Origin of the sequence: Streptomyces sp. NBC_00316 (assembly GCF_036158715.1) — a bacterium.
Classification (GTDB): Bacteria; Actinomycetota; Actinomycetes; order Streptomycetales; family Streptomycetaceae; genus Streptomyces.
This window is the reverse complement of sequence record NZ_CP108023.1, coordinates 5,381,968-5,397,926: the sequence shown is the minus strand read 5'-3', so window position 1 is coordinate 5,397,926 and position 15,959 is coordinate 5,381,968. Positions and strand designations below refer to the sequence as shown.

Genomic DNA, 15,959 nt, shown 5'->3' with positions numbered 1-15,959 from the left:
AAGGAGCATCCCCATGGCCGACTCCCTCGTCGAGCGCCGCTCGATCGACGTCGTACCGGACGACGAACGGCACGGCACCGCGTTCTCCCAGTTCACCCTCTGGCTCGGAGCGAACCTCCAGATCACCGCGGTGGTCAGCGGCGCGCTCGCGGTCGTCTTCGGCGGCGGCGCCTTCTGGTCCCTGATCGGCCTGCTGGTGGGCAATCTGCTCGGCGGCGCGGTCATGTCGCTGCACTCGGCCCAGGGTCCCAGGCTGGGCCTGCCGCAGATGATCTCCAGCCGGGCACAGTTCGGGGTGCGGGGCGCGGTCGTGCCGCTGCTGCTCGTGGTCGTGATGTACGTCGGCTTCTTCGCCAGCGGCAGCGTGCTGGCCGGCCAGGCGGTCGGCGAGCTCACCCACCTCGGGCAGACCCCCGGCATCCTCGTCTTCGCCGCGGTCACCGCGCTGATGGCAGCGATCGGCTACCGGGTGGTCCACGTCCTCGGCCGGGTCGCCAGTGTGGTCTGCGCGCTGGCGTTCATCTATCTCGGCATCCGGCTGCTGGACCGGATCGACCTCGGCGCCGCCCTCGCCGACCGCGCCTTCGACCTGCCGATGTTCCTGCTCGCGGTGTCGATCGCGGCCTCCTGGCAGCTGGCGTTCGGGCCCTACGTGGCGGACTACTCGCGCTATCTGCCGCGCAGCACCAGCGCACGCGCCACCTTCTGGTGGACGCTGTCCGGCACGACGCTCGGCTCCCAGTGGTCCATGGCCTTCGGCGTACTGGTCGCGGCATCCGCGGGCGAGGCGTTCCTCGACGACCAGGTCGGTTACGTGGTCAAGCTGGGCGGCACCGGACTGATCGCCTCCCTGCTCTACTTCGTGATCGCGCTCGGCAAACTGACCATCAATGTGCTGAACACCTACGGCGGGTTCATGTCGATGGTGACCGGCATCAGCGGCTTCCGCGGGCAGCGTGCGCTCTCGCAGCGCGGCCGCTCCGCGTACATCGCCGTGATCATGGTCGCGGGCACGGCGGTCGCCCTGCTCGGCAAGGACACCTTCCTCGCCTCGTTCAAGGACTTCCTGCTGTTCCTGCTGACCTTCTTCACCCCGTGGTCGGCGATCAACCTCGTCGACTACTACCTGATATCGCGCGAGCGGTACGACATCCCGGCCCTGTCCGACCCGTCCGGCCGTTACGGCGCCTGGCGCTGGGACGCGCTGACGGTCTACGCGGTGGGCATCGTCGCCCAGCTCCCGTTCCTGGCGACGACCTTCTACACCGGCCCGCTGGTGGAGCCGCTTGGCGGCGCGGACATCTCCTGGGTGATCGGCCTGCTGGTACCGGCCCTGCTGTACTGGCTGCTCGCCCGCCGCGACACGAGCCACGTCCCCACGGCAACGATCCTGCCGGCGGACCGGGTCCCGGCGGCCTGAGCCCGGTCGACGCCCTCCGGGTCCGGCGCCGGGCCGGCGCTCAGTCCTCCGTCCGCGTGGATTCGCGTGCCCGGCGCAGGGCCTGATGGGCCGACCAGAGCACGGACACCAGCGGGACGGCCACCACCGCCCCGATCACTCCCGCCGCGATGGCGCCGCCGATCACCGCGAGTGCGACGACCACGGGGTGCAGACGGACGGCCCAGCTCATCACGAGCGGGTGCAGCAGGTGGCCCTCGATCTGGCCGATGACCACGATCAGTGCGATGACGACAGCCGCCACGACCGGGCCCTTCGACGCCAGAGCCACCACCGCGGCGACGGCGAGGGCGATCGGCGAGCCGATCAACGGGATGAAGGTGGCGAAGAACTCCAGCAGCGCCAGGGGCAGGACCAGGGGTACTCCGAGCGCGAAAAGGGCCAGCCCGACGAGTACGGCGTTGGTGGCGGCCACCAGCACGATCCCATGGGTGTACCCGGTGAACGTCCGCCACGCCGCCCGGCCCACGATCGCCACCCGGTCCCGGGCCGTCTCCGGAAGCTGCTTGCAGAACCAGGCCCACTGGCGGTCGCCCGAGTGGATGAAGAAGACCGAGCAGAACAGGGCGAGAACGAACACCGTCACCACCTCCACCAGCCGGCCCACGCCACTGAGGGCCGTGCTGATGAGGGTGGAACGATGAGTCGACAGGTACTCCCCGATCCGGTCCCGGAGGTCCTCGAGCGCCTTCGGGTCCATCCGGAACGGGGGCGCTTCCAGCCATCGCTCGATCCTGGCCAGACCGTCGCCGAACTCCTGCTCCAGACCTGCCCGTTCTCCGGCGACCGCCTCACCGATGAGGCTGAGGACGCCGAGGACCAGGAGGATGCTGCCGATCAGTGCCACGGCGACGGCGAGCGGCCGCGGCAGCAGGCGGGCCAGGAGATCCGCGACCGGGCGCAGCATCGCGGTGACCACCAGGCCGAGGAAGACGGCCACCGCGACCTCGTGGAACCGCCCCAGCGCCGAGAAGACGCCGTACACAACGGCTCCCACGACGAGGATCCGCCAGGAATAGGCCGCGGCCGTCTGCAGCGCGGCGTTCACGCGAGGCCCGGACCACTGGCCGGGCGGCGCGTGCTGGGAGCCCGGGGTCCGGGCCGCAGGACGGGTGACGGAGCGCAGCGCCCGGCGTGACGGGGTGCGGGTCCGGTGCCGTCGCCGTTCGGGCGGCACGCGGGGGTCCGTGCTGTCGGGCTGCGGATGCGATCGCCTGGGCATCCCCTGCTGGTACCAGCCCGGGCTCGGCGGCCCCGGGCTCCTCCGGCGACATGCGCGGGAAGTCACCCTACGGGCGGAGCCCCGACCCCTCGGTCCACGTGACGAAATCGCACGGCAGAGGCGTCGGGCGCATACTGGGAGGACGCGTGAGATGGGAGGACCCCATGATCGTCCTCGGTGTCATTCTGCTGGTCATCGGCCTTGTGGCAGGTATCTCGATCCTGTGGACGATCGGTGTCGTCCTCGTCGTCATCGGCATCGTTCTATGGATCCTGGGCGCCGTCGGGCATGCGGTGGGCGGTCGCCGGCACTACTGGTAGCGAGGCGCCGGAGGCCGGGCGGAGCCAGGAGCACCGCCCGGTGCGTTCGCGGGGTGTAGATCCGGCATCTGCGGTGCGGCCGGGCGGGGCTCGCAGAGCTGCCGGCCCCACCTCGCCGGGGCCGCCTGAGGGCTGTCCCGTCGTCCACCGCCTCCGCACGGTCCGCTGTACGCCACCCGCAAGGACTGCGCGTACGCCGAGGACATCACGATCGGCAAGTGGACCCTCTCCACCGGGGGCCCGCCCCGGGGTACGACCCCGACCCCCGACAGGGGGGTTAGCCCCACTGTGCCGGGCCGCGTCGCTCCGTACCGTTGGAGCATGGAACCCCGTGACTCCGAGCTCAGGAAAGAGCTCAATGCCACCCTGCAGGCCCGCAGCGAACTGGGGCCCGAGTACGAGTCCGCGCTCATCGACTCGTTCCTGGAGAAGCTCGACCAGCGTCTCGACGTCACGCTCGACCGGCGTGTGCGGCGTCATCTCGCCGAGCAGCAGGTGACGGTCGCCCGAGGGGCCCGGGCGCCCCAGGTGCCGCTGGGGAACTTCGGTGAACGGTTCGGGTTCGGGATCATCTCGCTGATCCTGGCCATCCCGCTGTCCGCGATCGGGGCCGCGAACGCCGGGATCGAGGGGCTCGTCGTGGCCTGGCTGGGGATCGTCGGGGTCAACGCCTTCCATGCCGCCCGCAGCCGGCCGCTGTTCCGGCGCTCGGAGGCGTGCACGAAGTCCGAGTGGGAGGACTGAGCGGGCGTCGAGCTCGGGATGGGCGAAACCGGGCCGATGCGCGCCAAGGGGCGCCGGAGGGAGCGGACGGACATGCGTGACGCCGCACTTGACGCGCATGGATATGTCGCGGGGACCGCCGCACCCCCGGTTTCCCAGGGGGCGGGACGACGGCGGTCCCCGCGAGGGACGCGGGTCCGGGTCAGGGCCGGGCTGCCGCGTCCGGGCGACGGTGGAGGTCCGGGAGCCGCTCCGTAGTCCGTGTCGCCGTCTTGGGTGCCGGCCGGTTTCCCTGCCGACACCCACCAATGTGCCGGAGCCTTGTTAAGCCGGTGCTGCGGGTACGTGTCGTGCTCGTACCGTTTTCACGAAGCACCGATTGCGGCTCTACTGCTTCGGGCCGGCGTCCTTCGCCAGGAACGACAGCAGGTCCTGCCTGCTCACGACACCCTTCGGCTTGCCCTCCACCAGCACGATCGCCGCGTCGGCGGCGTCCGCACCGCTGAGCACCGACATCAGGTCCTCGACCGGTTCGCCCGAGCCGACCTGCGGCAGCGGCGGCGACATGTGCTTCTCCAGCGGGTCGGTGAGCGAGGCACGCTGCGCGAACAGCGCGTTCAGCAGCTCCCGTTCGACGACCGATCCGATGACCTCGGCGGCCATCACGTCCGGGTGGCCGGCGCCCGGCTTCACGATCGGCATCTGCGAGACGCCGTACTCGCGCAGCACGTCGATCGCCTCACCGACGGTCTCCTCCGGGTGCATGTGGACGAGCGTCGGGATCGCGCCTTCCTTGTGGGCGAGTACGTCCCCGACACGCGCCGACGGGCCGGTGTCCTCCAGGAAGCCGTAGTCGGCCATCCACTCGTCGTTGAAGATCTTGCTGAGGTAGCCGCGGCCGCTGTCCGGCAGCAGTACGACGACCACGTCGTCCGGGCCGAGACGCTGCGCAACCTCCAGGGCCGCCACGACCGCCATGCCGCAGGAACCGCCGACGAGCAGGCCCTCCTCCTTGGCGAGCCGGCGGGTCATCTGGAAGGAGTCCTTGTCGGACACCGCGACGATCTCGTCCGTGACCGTGCTGTCGTACGCGCTCGGCCAGAAGTCCTCGCCCACGCCCTCGACCAGATACGGGCGTCCGGAGCCGCCGGAGTAGACCGAGCCCTCCGGGTCCGCGCCGACGATCTTGACCGAGCCGCCGCTGACCTCCTTCAGGTAGCGGCCGGTGCCGGTGATCGTGCCGCCGGTGCCCACGCCGGCCACGAAGTGGGTGATCTTCCCGTCCGTCTGCTGCCACAGCTCGGGACCGGTGGTCTCGTAGTGCGAGCGCGGGTTGTTCGGGTTCGAGTACTGGTCGGGCTTCCAGGCGCCCGGCGTCTCGCGGACCAGCCGGTCGGACACGTTGTAGTAGGAGTCCGGGTGCTCGGGGTCAACGGCCGTCGGGCAGACGACGACCTCGGCACCGTAGGCGCGCAGCACGTTGATCTTGTCCGTGGACACCTTGTCCGGGCAGACGAAGATGCACTTGTAACCCTTCTGCTGCGCCACGATCGCCAGGCCGACGCCCGTGTTGCCGCTGGTCGGCTCGACGATCGTGCCGCCGGGCTGGAGCGCGCCGCTCTCCTCGGCCGCCTCGATCATGCGCAGGGCGATGCGGTCCTTCACCGAACCGCCGGGATTGAAGTACTCGACCTTGGCCAGCACCGTCGCCTCGATGCCGGCCGTCACATGGCCCAGCCTCACCAGCGGGGTGTTGCCAACGAGACTGATCATCGAATCGTGAAATTGCACCGTGATACTCCGGGGTCTCCGAGATGGTGCCGCCAGCGTATGCGTACGGGGATGAGATTGGGCGAAGCGATTGGGCGGCGGTCATTACGGGGCAGTTAGCTGTATGTACGGCGGTACGGCGACGAGGAGGTGGACCGGACTGTGTCAAGGGCAAGGGTGGCACGGCGGATCGCGGCGGGCGCGGCCTACGGCGGCGGCAGTATCGGACTGCTCGGTGCAGCGGCGGTAGGCGTGGTGCTGGCGGAGGTCCAGCTGGCGAAGCGGCAGGTGGGCGGGGGTATCGCGCCGGTCCCCCCCCGTGCGGACGGGCGGTACGGGGTGGCGTTCACCGGCCCGGCGGAGCCCTTGCTGCTCGGGCTCCTCGGCGACTCCACCGCGGCCGGTCAGGGGGTGCGCAGGGCCGGGCAGACGCCCGGGGCGCTGCTCGCCTCGGGGCTCGCGGCGGTGTCCGAACGACCGGTGGATCTGCGTAATGTGGCGCAGCCCGGCGCCCGTTCGGACGATCTGGAGCGACAGGTCTCGCTGCTGCTGGCCGACACGTCCCGCACCCCCGACGTCTGCGTGATCATGATCGGGGCGAACGATGTGACGCACCGCATGCCTGCCACCCATTCGGTGCGCTGTCTGACCGCCGCCGTGCGCAGGCTGCGGACGACGGGTGCGGAGGTGGTCGTCGGAACGTGCCCTGATCTGGGCACGATCGAGCCGGTCTACCAGCCGCTGCGCTGGCTGGCCCGGCGGGCGAGCCGCCAACTGGCGGCGGCCCAGACGATCGGTTCGGTGGAGCAGGGCGGTCGCACGGTGTCGCTGGGCGACCTGCTGGGGCCGGAGTTCGAGGCGAATCCGCGCGAGCTGTTCGGCCCGGACAACTACCACCCGTCCGCCGAGGGCTATGCGACAGCGGCGATGGCGCTGCTGCCCACGCTCTGCGCCGTGCTCGGGCTGTGGCCGGAGTCCGACCGTCTCGACGGGGCGCGGCGCGAGGACATGCTGCCGGTCGCCAAGGCGGCGTCCCAGGCGGCCCGGGAGGCCGGTACGGAGGTCACGGGGGCGCGGGCGCCCTGGGCGCTGCTCAAGCACCGCAGGCGGCGGCGCCTGCCGGCGGCCACGGAACCGCATCCGGCGCCTCAGCTGCACCCCAACGGTGCACACCCGGACGGCGCGCACCCGGACGTACAGCACGCCGACCATGCGCGTCCGGACGGTGCGCACCCGGATGGGCAGCACCCCGACCGTGCGCGTCCCGACGGTGCGCACCCGGATGGGCAGCAGCCCGGGGTGCGTCCGAGTGGTGATCCCCGCGCGGGAAGAGACCCCCGCGCGGGCGGGGACGCGGGCACGGATCCCGCTTCGCGGCCCGCCTGAACACCCCCGTCCGCCCGCCTCCGACCATTCGACTGAGCGGTCGCTTAGAAAAGAGGTCCGCATCACACGCCTCGCCGGGTGACCTCAGCGATACGGCCGGGTAACTTCCAGAGCAGTTCTGCCAGTCAGTCAGCCCTTCAGCCCTCATGGAGCCGCGTGATGCCCGAAGCCGTGATCGTCTCTGCTGCCCGTTCCCCCATCGGCCGGGCCTTCAAGGGTTCTCTCAAGGACCTGCGGGCGGACGACCTGACCGCCACGATCATCCAGACCGCGCTGGCCAAGGTCCCCGAGCTGGACCCGAAGGACATCGACGACCTGATGCTCGGCTGCGGCCTCCCCGGTGGCGAGCAGGGCAACAACCTGGGCCGCATCATCGCCGTACAGATGGGGATGGACCACCTTCCCGGCTGTACGGTCACCCGCTACTGCTCGTCCTCCCTGCAGACCAGCCGTATGGCACTGCACGCCATCAAGGCCGGCGAGGGCGACGTCTTCATCTCGGCCGGTGTCGAGATGGTGTCCCGCTTCGTGAAGGGCAACTCCGACAGCCTGCCGGACACGCACAACCCGCTCTTCGCCGAGGCCGAGGCCCGCACCGCCGCGCGCGCCGAGGAGGCCGGCGCGAGCTGGCACGACCCGCGTGAGGACGGCCTCGTCCCCGACGCGTACATCGCGATGGGGCAGACCGCCGAGAACCTGGCCGGGCTCAAGGGCGTCACCCGCCAGGACATGGACGAGTTCGGTGTGCGGTCGCAGAACCTCGCCGAGGAAGCGATCAAGAACGGCTTCTGGGCGCGCGAGATCACCCCGGTCACGACCCCCGACGGCACGGTCGTCTCGCAGGACGACGGCCCGCGCGCGGGCGTCACGCTGGAGGGCGTGCAGGGCCTGAAGCCGGTCTTCCGCCCCGACGGCCTGGTCACCGCGGGCAACTGCTGCCCGCTCAACGACGGCGCCGCCGCGCTCGTGATCATGTCCGACACGAAGGCGCGCGAGCTGGGCCTGACCCCGCTGGCCCGGATCGTCTCGACCGGCGTCTCCGGTCTCTCCCCCGAGATCATGGGTTACGGACCGGTGGAGGCCAGCAAGCAGGCGCTCAAGCGCGCCGGGCTGACCATCGACGACATCGACCTGGCCGAGATCAACGAGGCGTTCGCCGCCCAGGTGATCCCCTCCTACCGCGACCTCGGCCTGCCGCTGGAGAAGGTCAACGTCAACGGTGGCGCGATCGCCGTCGGCCACCCCTTCGGCATGACCGGCGCCCGGATCACCGGCACGTTGATCAACAGCCTGCAGTTCCACGACAAGCAGTTCGGTCTGGAGACCATGTGCGTGGGCGGCGGCCAGGGCATGGCGATGGTCATCGAGCGGCTGAGCTGAGCTGCAGCGGAGGGTAGGGGTCGCCTGAGGCACGAAGGCGGCACCTGCCCGCAGCGGAAGCGAAGCGAACGCGACCACAGGAACGAGCGGCTGAGCTGATCGCCGCCGGGATCGACCGAGTCGGCCTCTTCCGGCGGCGCCGTGCCGCCGAGGCGGCCGGTTCCGAGCCCCGACCGTGACCGAATCTCCCCCAGGATGTGACCTATCTCCTGGGGGAGATCCATTTGTGCAGGTCACACCCGCATCAGGGGTAAACCCCAGGCACAAAGACCTGTCCAATTCGTGACGTAATGCACTGACACGGAGTACAGGTACGGGCCAAGCTGATGTAGGAAGTCGAGGAATCAATTGAAACCGGGAGTATGTCAGTGAGCATCATGCCTCTTGCCCTGTTGCTGACCACCGCCGCTGCGACGGCGGTGGGCGCTGCTGCGCTGCACGCTGCTCACGGGCTGCGCAAGCAGGTCGCAGCACTGCGGATCGAGCTGGCCGCCGGCCACGCCCGTACCGTCGTGCCGCCGCAGAGCCGTGCCACGGCCACTCCCGCCGCAGAAATACGCGCCGCCGTCGCCGAGGCACTCGCCGAGGAGCGTGAGCGCGAGCTCGCCGAGGCGCGTGCGTTCTGGGCCTCCCAGGAGGCGCGCGACGCCGCCGACGCGCCGTCCCTGCTGGGCGGGCTCTCGGGGATCGGCGAGGACGCGCCGTTCTTCATGCCGCGCCAGGCCGACTTCGCGGGCCTGGAGGCGATGGACATCGACGCGGCCGAGGCGCTCGAAGAGCTGACGGAACTGGCCGAGCTGACGGAGATCACGGAGCTGCCGGAGGTCTCGGAGTTCGCCGAGGACTCCCCAGAGCTGGCCGCGGCCCGTCGCCGCCACCCCTCGCACCCCGACTTCGTACCGGTGCAGACCCCCGTCGTCACCGACCACGAGCGCACCGTGCACCGGCTGGAGGAGCTCGCCGACAGCCGCACCGAGCTCGCCGACGTCCGCCCCGGCCCGCTCGGCACGCTCGACGTCTATGTCTTCGCCGACGGCACCACGCTCTGCATGACCCCCGGTCACCGCGAGACGGCCGACCGCCTCGCCCGGGCGCTGCTGGCCGGTGAGCACCCGGTGCTGCTGGGCGGCTCCGGTGTCTCCGGCGCGTACGCCCTGACCTTCTCCTGCGGCAAGGACAACGTCTACATCCTCGCCGACCGCGTCATCGCCTCGTTCTGACACCCTGACGCCCGGGGAACCCCGGGTTCCCCCGCAGCGGCTCTCGTCGGCCGCTGCTTCCCGATGTGGTGACGGGACGGCCGCTACGCGAATGCCCGAGCGGTCGCCTCCTCCACGAATCGCACGGCCTCGTCCAGCTCCACGGGCGGGGCCTTTTCCAGTGCCACTGCCAAGTCCCGCCCCGCGACAGCGAGTTCGTCGCCGATGGCGAACATCCCGGCGTCCGGCATGACGCGCGGCTCGCGGCCCGGCGCCTCGATGAGCTGGGCCCGTACGGCCAGTTCCCTGGCCGTGGCCAGTCCTTCGGCGGCGGCTCCGCGCTGAAGTCTGCTCTGCGGGGCGGCGCGCAGCCGGTCGGCGAATCGGTCCACGGCGGTGACAAGGGCGGTCGTATCGAGCACCCAGTGACCCTACGCGCCGGGCCGGGATGGTTGCCAACAGGCCAACGCTCAGGCACGGTGTCGGGAAGGACCAGCAACGCGCACAATGCGTCGGAGGCGCCGATGTCCCATGTCTTCTCCGAAGAGACCCATCGCAATCTGCTCTCCCGAATCCCTCGCTGCACCGGTCGTGAGATCGCCGACTGGCTTCGCACCGTCGACGAAGGCCCCGCCCTACGGTTCGACGAAAAAGTCAGCTGGCTGCGGAGCGAACACGACCTCGCCTACGGACACGCAAAAGCACTCATCCACGAGTACGACCTGAGGCGGGCAGCACGGAAGCTGCTCTAGGATCGACGGCCCCCGGACAAGCGGAACGGCCCGCAGGCGATGCGCCTGCGGGCCGTTGCGTCGTGCGGGTGCGGGCGGTCAGTCGTCGCCGCTGAGGATGGAGAGCAGACGCAGCATCTCCAGGTAGATCCACACCAGCGTCATGGTGAGGCCGAAGGCCGCCAGCCAGGACTCCTCGCGGGGCGCGCCGTACGCGATGCCGTCCTCGACCTGCTTGAAGTCCAGGGCCAGGAAGCAGGCGCCGAGGACGATGCCGATCACGCCGAAGAGGATGCCGAGGCCGCCGCTGCGGAAGCCCAGGCCGTCACCCCCGCCGAAGACCGCGAACAGCAGGTTGACCACCATCAGGAGCATGAAGCCCATGGCGGCGGCCATCACGAAGCCGTAGAAACGGCGGGTGACGCGGATCCAGCGCATCTTGTACGCGAGCAGCACACCGGCGAAGACACACATGGTGCCCAGCACCGCCTGCATCACCACGCCGGGTCCGATGTACGTGGAGACCGCGCTGGAGATCACCCCGAGGAAGACACCCTCGAAGGCCGCGTAGGAGACGATCAGCGCCGGAACCGGCCTGCGCTTGAACGACTGGACGAGCGACAGGACGAACGCCACCAGGGCGGCGCCGATCGCGATGCCGTAGGACTTGCCGAGATTGGCCTCGTCGACCGGCAGCAGGGCCCAGGCGAGGGCCGCGCCGACCACGACGGTGCCCAGCGTGATCGCGGTACGCGTGACGACGTCGTCGATCGTCATCGCGCCGGTGCGCGCGGGCGCCTGCGGGGCGCCGTACTGGGCGTCCTGCTGGGCGTAGGGGTTGGTGGCGTACGGGTTCGCGGCGGTGCCCTGCGCGTACGGGCCGGCGCCCGTCACAGGGGCCCCGGCCTGCGGCGCCGCGTTGAAGCCCGCGTAGCCGTTGTCGCGGCTGAACCCCCGTCGCGAGAAGACCGGGTTGCTGCTCCTCATTGCTCTCCTCCATGGCCACCCTGCGTGGCCTTCCCACAAGAGTAATGGGTAGGCAAAAGAAGCACCCTAGTGCCAGAGGAGGATCTTTATGAACGTTGAGGGCTGAAGCAACGCTCGCCCGGCCGGCGTCTTCGCCGAAGCTCGTGGTGGTGCCCGGAACCGGACTCGAACCGGTACGCCCCCGAGGGGCAGCGAGGTTTAAGCTCGCCGTGTCTGCATTCCACCATCCGGGCCTGGCGCGCGGCTCCGCGTTGGCACATGACCCTATCCGGGGACGTCCCCCGATCAGCGGAACAGTGGCGCGATGTTGTCTTATTTTATTGACCCTTTGAGGGGCCGTCAGCACAGGTAGCAGGCATCCTCACATGCCTGGGCCGGATGGCGGGCACGAAGATCGACCACCGGGAATGACGGAAAGTCGCCGCCCCCGGACAGCCATGGGCCGTGATCGTCACGTGCCCGCCGCCCCCGCTGGTGCTGTGACCGGAAAGGTTCACCGGCTCGCGCCGCCCGGCAAACCCTTCCGGCCACAGCACTAGGCGAGAGTGTCGTTGACACACCGCAGAACGGGGCGGGCGCCCAGCGCCTCCGCGTCCGCGAGCACCGCCCCCGTCACCCGGAAGACGGCGCTCTCGCCCGGCAGCAGTGTCACGAGCATGTCGTCCACCTCGGCCGCCGGGTTCAGCCGGTCGGGGAAGAGGGCGAGATCCCTGAGCAGGGTACGGGCGGTCACCTCGACGCGGTATCCGGCCCCCGGTTCCTCACTCTCCGTGATCTTCACGTCGTAGCGGGCGGGCTCCAGGGCGAGGCGGGTGTCCTCCTCGTAGAACTCGACCGCCCGTACCTCGCCCAGCCGCGCCACGAGCACCTCCCGTGTCCGCTCACGCGGCTCGGCGACCGACCGCGGCAGCTCCACCCGGGTCACCGTGCGTGCGGCTGCGCTCACCGCGATCTCCTCGTCGGCCAGCACGGCACCGGACAGCTCGTGCCGGGTCGTCCGCAGTGTGCCCGCCCATGGCCGGTCCGAGTCGTTGACCAGGTGCACCGCGCCGTCCCTGACAACGATCAGCCGGTCGGCGTACACGGCCCGCAGCGCGTACCACAGCGGCTTGCGGCGACCGTCGCCGTCGACGGCCGCCCAGGAGACGACCGGCCAGCAGTCGTTCAGCTGCCAGACGATCGTGCCCATGCAGTACGGCATGTGCGAGCGGAAGTGCCGGATGCCGAAGGCGACGGCGCGGGCCTGGTTGAGCTGGGTGAGCCAGTGCCAGTCGTCGAAGGAGCCGCCCGGTTGCGGCAGGTGGTCGCCGAGGCCGCGGAGCAGCTTTCCCGCACCGTCCTCGGCCTTCTGGTGGTGGGCCAGCAGCGGGGCCGTCGCATCGAGCTCACCGCTGACGGCGCGGCGCAGGGTGGCGTACGCCGGTGGGCCCTGGAAGCCGAACTCGGCGACGAACCGCGGGACCCGGTCCGCGTAGGCGCGGTAGTCGGCCCGGTTCCAGACGTCCCAGATGTGGATCGTGCCACGTGCGGGGTCCTGCGGGTGCAGCTCCGGGGAGCCGGAGTAGGGCGAGCCCGGCCAGTAGGGGCGGGTGGGGTCGGTCTCGGCGCAGATCGCGGGCAGCAGCTCGTGGTAGTACCCGTGACCCCAGGTGCGGTCCCCCAGCTCCTTCTGCCAGCCCCAGTCGGCATGGCCCTCCAGGTTCTCGTTGTTGCCGCACCACAGGACCAGGGAGGGGTGCGGGGCGAGGCGGGTGACGTTCTCGCGGGCCTCGGCCGCCACCTCGTCGTACAGCGGCTGTTCCTCCGGATAGGCGGCGCAGGCGAACGGGAAGTCCTGCCAGACCAGCAGGCCCTTCTCGTCAGCCAGCTCGTAGAAGTCGTCGCTCTCGTAGAGGCCGCCGCCCCAGACCCGGATCAGATTGACCCCGGCGGCCACCGCCTGGTCGAGGCGGTCGGAGATCCGCTGCCGGGTGAGCCGGGCCGGGAAGCAGTCGTCGGGGATCCAGTTGACGCCGCGCACGAAGACGGGCTCGCCGTTGACGGAGATACGGAACGCCTCGCGCTCCAGGTCGACGCCGCGGAAGCCGGTCCTGCCGTGCCAGGTGTGGTCGCCGAGGCGGACCGTGACGTCGTACAGCGGCTGCTCGCCGTGGCTGCGCGGCCACCAGCGCTCGGCGTGCGGGACGGGCAGGGTGGTGGTGGCGCTGTCCTGCCCGGCCGGGACGGTGAGCCCGGCCCGTTCGCCGGCCACCTCGACGGTCGCTTCCAGTGCCTCGTCGCCGCCCCGGTCCACGTCCAGGGTCACGCTCAGCCGGGGCGTCCCGTCGTCCGCGAGGTCGGCCAGCAGCTTCACCGAGGCGATCCGCGGCCCGGTCCACGACTCCAGGGCGGCCGGCCGCCAGATGCCGGAGGTGACCAGGGTGGGTCCCCAGTCCCAGCCGAAGTTGCACGCCATCTTGCGGATGAAGGCGTACGGCTCGGTGTACGCGCCCGGCCGGTCGCCGAGCCGTTCACGCAGCTCCTCGGCGTAGGTGTACGGGGCGGTGAACCGTACCTCGACGGTGTTGGTGCCCTCGACGAGCAGCGGGCGGGCGGCGAAGCGGTGGCTGCGGTGCTGGTCTGCGGTGCGGCCGACGACGGTGCCGTTGAGCAGGACGGTGGCGACGGTGTCGAGGCCGTCGAAGACGAGATCGGCGCGCTCGTGGCCGTCGGGCGCCCAGTCGAACGTGGTGCGGTACGTCCAGTCGGTGCGGCCGATCCAGCCGAGCCGGGTCTCGTTGTCGTCCAGGTACGGGTCGTCGATGAGCCCGGCGGCCAGCAGATCGGTGTGGACGCAGCCCGGCACGGTCGCCGGTACGCCTCCTGCGGGGAGTGCGAGGGGTACGGGACCGTCGGCGTCGAGCGTCCAGCCGTCGTGCAGGGGCAGGTGGCGAAGGGTCATGCGGAGATCCTTCCGCAGTCGGGGAGTCCGGCGCAGGAGACGAAGTGGCCCGGCTCCGTCTCGTACAGGTCGCTGCTGTCCGTCCGGGGCCCTGCCTCGTGGAAGGCGCACGCCTCCAGGGGCTCGGGCAGGGTCCACGGGGTGTTCAGCCGGGGCACGGCGGCCAGGAGCGTACGGGTGTAGGGGTGGAGGGGGTTGCCGAACACCTTCTGGGTGTCGCCGCGTTCGACGACCCTGCCGCGGCGCAGCACGACGGTCCGCTCGGCGAGGTAGGTGCCCAGCGACAGGTCGTGGGTGATGTAGAGCACGCCGAGGCCGTTCTCCTTGAGGCCGGCCAGCAGGTTGAGCACGTCGATGCGGGTGGAGGCGTCCAGCATGCTGGTGATCTCGTCGGCGACCAGGAAGCTCGGACCGAGCAGGAGGGCGCGCGCGATGAGCAGGCGCTGCAGCTGTCCGCCGCTGAGCTGGTGCGGGTAGCGGCCGAGCACCTGGCCCGGGTCGAGACGCACGTCCCGTACCGCTTTCTCGACGCGCTCGGCCCACTCCCTGTCGGGGACGCCCGGATGGTATGCGCGGCGGATGAGGGCGAAGACGCGGTCGGCCTTGAAGACGGGGTTGTAGCAGCTGAACGGGTCCTGGAAGACCCCCTGGACCCGTCGGTAGAAGTCCTTGCCGGGCCGGACCTCGTGTCCGCCCAGGGTGAGGCGGCCGTCGCTGACCCGGGTGAGGCCGAGGATCATCCGCCCGATGGTGGACTTGCCGCTGCCGCTCTCGCCGATGAGCGAGACGACCTCGCCCGGTGCGGCCTCGAACGACACCCGGTCGACGGCGGTGACGGAGCCGCCGCCGAAGGCACCGGCCCGGTAGGTCTTGGTGACGCGGTCGAGGGTCAGCATCAGGCCTTCCAGCATGCGACGGTGTGGCGGGGGGCGATCTCGACCACCGGGGGTTCCTCGCCGCACTGCTTGTCGGCGAGCGGGCAGCGGTCGCGGAAGCGGCAGCCGGCCGGTGGGTCGAGCAGGGAGGGCGGGCTGCCCGCGATGCCGCTCAGCGGCCGGTCCGCGTGGCGGGCGCCGACCTCGGGCAGCGAGCCGAGCAGCAGCCGGGTGTAGGGGTGGCGGGGCTCGGTCGTCAGGACCTTGGCCGGGGCCTTCTCGGCGAGCCTGCCCGCGTACATGACCATGATCGTGTCGGCGATGTGCGAGGTCAGCGCCAGGTCGTGGGTGATGAAGAGCATGCTGGTGACCAGCCCCTTGTCGCGCAGCCCGGTGAGGGCGCCGACGACGGCCCGCTGGGTGGAGACGTCGAGCGCGGAGGTGACCTCGTCGGCGATGAGCACGGCCGGGTCGAGAAGGGTGGAGATCACCATGACGGCGCGCTGCTTCATGCCGCCGGACAGTTCGATGGGGTAGCGGTCCAGGACGTCGGGGTCCAGGCCCACCAGGTCGAGGCGGCGGTGCAGTTCGCCGGTGTCGACGCCGACGCCGCGTGAGGCGAGGAGTTCGCGGATCATGCGGCCGATGCGCCGGGTCGGGTTGAGGGCGCTCATCGAGTACTGCGGTACGAGCGATATCCGGTGGAAGCGGAAGGCGTTCATCGCGCGCTCGTCGGCGATCGGGACGTCCTCGCCGTCGAGGGTGACGGTGCCGCCGGCGTGCCGCATCCGTCCGTCCAGCCGGATCAGGGACTTGCCGAGCGTGGTCTTGCCGCAGCCGGACTCGCCCGCCAGGCCCAGGATCTCTCCGTCGGCGAGGTCGAAGCCGACGCCGTCCAGGGCCCGGACCTCGCCGCGCAGCGTGCGGTAGTGGACCCGCAGGTCGGTGACGGTCAGGGTCATGTGC

General features: G+C 70.7%; 13 protein-coding genes, 1 tRNA gene and 1 pseudogene. 7 read left to right on the top strand and 8 right to left on the bottom strand.

The window, feature by feature from the left end; translation table 11 throughout:
- The first annotated feature begins 13 nt into the window (after nt 1-13).
- Nucleotides 14-1,420, top strand: coding sequence for a purine-cytosine permease family protein (locus OG878_RS24075; protein ID WP_328888696.1), 1,407 nt, complete (start codon nt 14-16; stop codon nt 1,418-1,420).
- Between the two features lie 40 nt (nt 1,421-1,460).
- Here the strand turns inward: OG878_RS24075 and OG878_RS24070 are convergent, their stop codons facing one another.
- Entirely contained in the window at nt 1,461-2,681 is a 1,221-nt protein-coding gene (locus OG878_RS24070) for an AI-2E family transporter (protein ID WP_328888695.1), read from the bottom strand.
- Between the two features lie 164 nt (nt 2,682-2,845).
- Here OG878_RS24070 and OG878_RS24065 point away from each other — a divergent pair, with 164 nt between their 5' ends.
- Both OG878_RS24065 and OG878_RS24060 read left to right on the top strand, forming a co-directional pair.
- A complete protein-coding gene (locus OG878_RS24065) occupies nt 2,846-3,001 on the top strand; it encodes a DUF6131 family protein (RefSeq protein WP_328891360.1) in 156 nt (51 codons plus the stop codon).
- A 321-nt stretch (nt 3,002-3,322) separates the two neighbouring features.
- Nucleotides 3,323-3,745 carry a hypothetical protein gene (locus OG878_RS24060; RefSeq protein ID WP_328888694.1) on the top strand — a complete coding sequence of 141 codons (423 nt, stop codon included), beginning with the start codon at nt 3,323-3,325 and terminating at the stop codon, nt 3,743-3,745.
- Nucleotides 3,746-4,111: 366 nt separating this feature from the next.
- Here the strand turns inward: OG878_RS24060 and OG878_RS24055 are convergent, their stop codons facing one another.
- On the bottom strand, nt 4,112-5,515 hold the full coding sequence (locus OG878_RS24055; RefSeq protein ID WP_328888693.1) for a cystathionine beta-synthase: 1,404 nt from the start codon (nt 5,513-5,515) through the stop codon (nt 4,112-4,114).
- A 156-nt stretch (nt 5,516-5,671) separates the two neighbouring features.
- Between OG878_RS24055 and OG878_RS24050 the strand changes: the two are divergent.
- From OG878_RS24050 to OG878_RS24040, 3 genes and pseudogenes are all read left to right on the top strand, one after another.
- A pseudogene (locus OG878_RS24050) lies at nt 5,672-6,667 on the top strand (GDSL-type esterase/lipase family protein); the annotation flags it as partial.
- Between the two features lie 372 nt (nt 6,668-7,039).
- A complete protein-coding gene (locus OG878_RS24045) occupies nt 7,040-8,260 on the top strand; it encodes an acetyl-CoA C-acetyltransferase (protein ID WP_328888692.1) in 1,221 nt (406 codons plus the stop codon).
- Between the two features lie 392 nt (nt 8,261-8,652).
- Nucleotides 8,653-9,480 (top strand): hypothetical protein, encoded by an 828-nt coding sequence (locus tag OG878_RS24040; protein WP_328891359.1) that lies wholly within the window; start codon nt 8,653-8,655, stop codon nt 9,478-9,480.
- 83 nt (nt 9,481-9,563) lie between these two features.
- Here OG878_RS24040 and OG878_RS24035 read toward each other — a convergent pair whose 3' ends face one another.
- Nucleotides 9,564-9,881 carry a hypothetical protein gene (locus tag OG878_RS24035; RefSeq protein WP_328888691.1) on the bottom strand — a complete coding sequence of 106 codons (318 nt, stop codon included), beginning with the start codon at nt 9,879-9,881 and terminating at the stop codon, nt 9,564-9,566.
- 102 nt (nt 9,882-9,983) lie between these two features.
- Here OG878_RS24035 and OG878_RS24030 point away from each other — a divergent pair, with 102 nt between their 5' ends.
- Nucleotides 9,984-10,211, top strand: a complete 228-nt coding sequence (locus tag OG878_RS24030) for a DUF4287 domain-containing protein (protein WP_277326568.1) — start codon at nt 9,984-9,986, stop codon at nt 10,209-10,211.
- Nucleotides 10,212-10,289: 78 nt separating this feature from the next.
- Here the strand turns inward: OG878_RS24030 and OG878_RS24025 are convergent, their stop codons facing one another.
- From OG878_RS24025 to OG878_RS24005, 5 genes are all read right to left on the bottom strand, one after another.
- Nucleotides 10,290-11,177 carry a Bax inhibitor-1/YccA family membrane protein gene (locus OG878_RS24025; RefSeq protein ID WP_328888690.1) on the bottom strand — a complete coding sequence of 296 codons (888 nt, stop codon included), beginning with the start codon at nt 11,175-11,177 and terminating at the stop codon, nt 10,290-10,292.
- Between the two features lie 147 nt (nt 11,178-11,324).
- Nucleotides 11,325-11,410, bottom strand: a tRNA-Leu gene (locus OG878_RS24020).
- A 302-nt stretch (nt 11,411-11,712) separates the two neighbouring features.
- Nucleotides 11,713-14,118 (bottom strand): glycoside hydrolase family 2 protein, encoded by a 2,406-nt coding sequence (locus OG878_RS24015; RefSeq protein ID WP_328888689.1) that lies wholly within the window; start codon nt 14,116-14,118, stop codon nt 11,713-11,715.
- Nucleotides 14,115-15,014, bottom strand: coding sequence for an ATP-binding cassette domain-containing protein (locus tag OG878_RS24010; protein WP_328888688.1), 900 nt, complete (start codon nt 15,012-15,014; stop codon nt 14,115-14,117). The genes OG878_RS24015 and OG878_RS24010 overlap by 4 nt, the downstream gene beginning before the upstream one ends.
- Complete coding sequence (locus OG878_RS24005; RefSeq protein ID WP_328888687.1) at nt 15,014-15,955, bottom strand: ABC transporter ATP-binding protein; 942 nt, start codon at nt 15,953-15,955, stop codon at nt 15,014-15,016. Before OG878_RS24005 ends, OG878_RS24010 begins: the two co-directional genes overlap by 1 nt.
- Nucleotides 15,956-15,959 lie beyond the last annotated feature (4 nt).

Coding starts and splice junctions, on each gene's coding strand:
- OG878_RS24075 (WP_328888696.1), top strand. CDS start 14: ATGGCCGACTCCCTCGTCGAGCGCCGCTCGATCGACGTCGTACCGGAC.
- OG878_RS24070 (WP_328888695.1), bottom strand. CDS start 2,681: ATGCCCAGGCGATCGCATCCGCAGCCCGACAGCACGGACCCCCGCGTG.
- OG878_RS24065 (WP_328891360.1), top strand. CDS start 2,846: ATGATCGTCCTCGGTGTCATTCTGCTGGTCATCGGCCTTGTGGCAGGT.
- OG878_RS24060 (WP_328888694.1), top strand. CDS start 3,323: ATGGAACCCCGTGACTCCGAGCTCAGGAAAGAGCTCAATGCCACCCTG.
- OG878_RS24045 (WP_328888692.1), top strand. CDS start 7,040: ATGCCCGAAGCCGTGATCGTCTCTGCTGCCCGTTCCCCCATCGGCCGG.
- OG878_RS24030 (WP_277326568.1), top strand. CDS start 9,984: ATGTCCCATGTCTTCTCCGAAGAGACCCATCGCAATCTGCTCTCCCGA.
- OG878_RS24025 (WP_328888690.1), bottom strand. CDS start 11,177: ATGAGGAGCAGCAACCCGGTCTTCTCGCGACGGGGGTTCAGCCGCGAC.
- OG878_RS24015 (WP_328888689.1), bottom strand. CDS start 14,118: ATGACCCTTCGCCACCTGCCCCTGCACGACGGCTGGACGCTCGACGCC.
- OG878_RS24010 (WP_328888688.1), bottom strand. CDS start 15,014: ATGCTGACCCTCGACCGCGTCACCAAGACCTACCGGGCCGGTGCCTTC.
- OG878_RS24005 (WP_328888687.1), bottom strand. CDS start 15,955: ATGACCCTGACCGTCACCGACCTGCGGGTCCACTACCGCACGCTGCGC.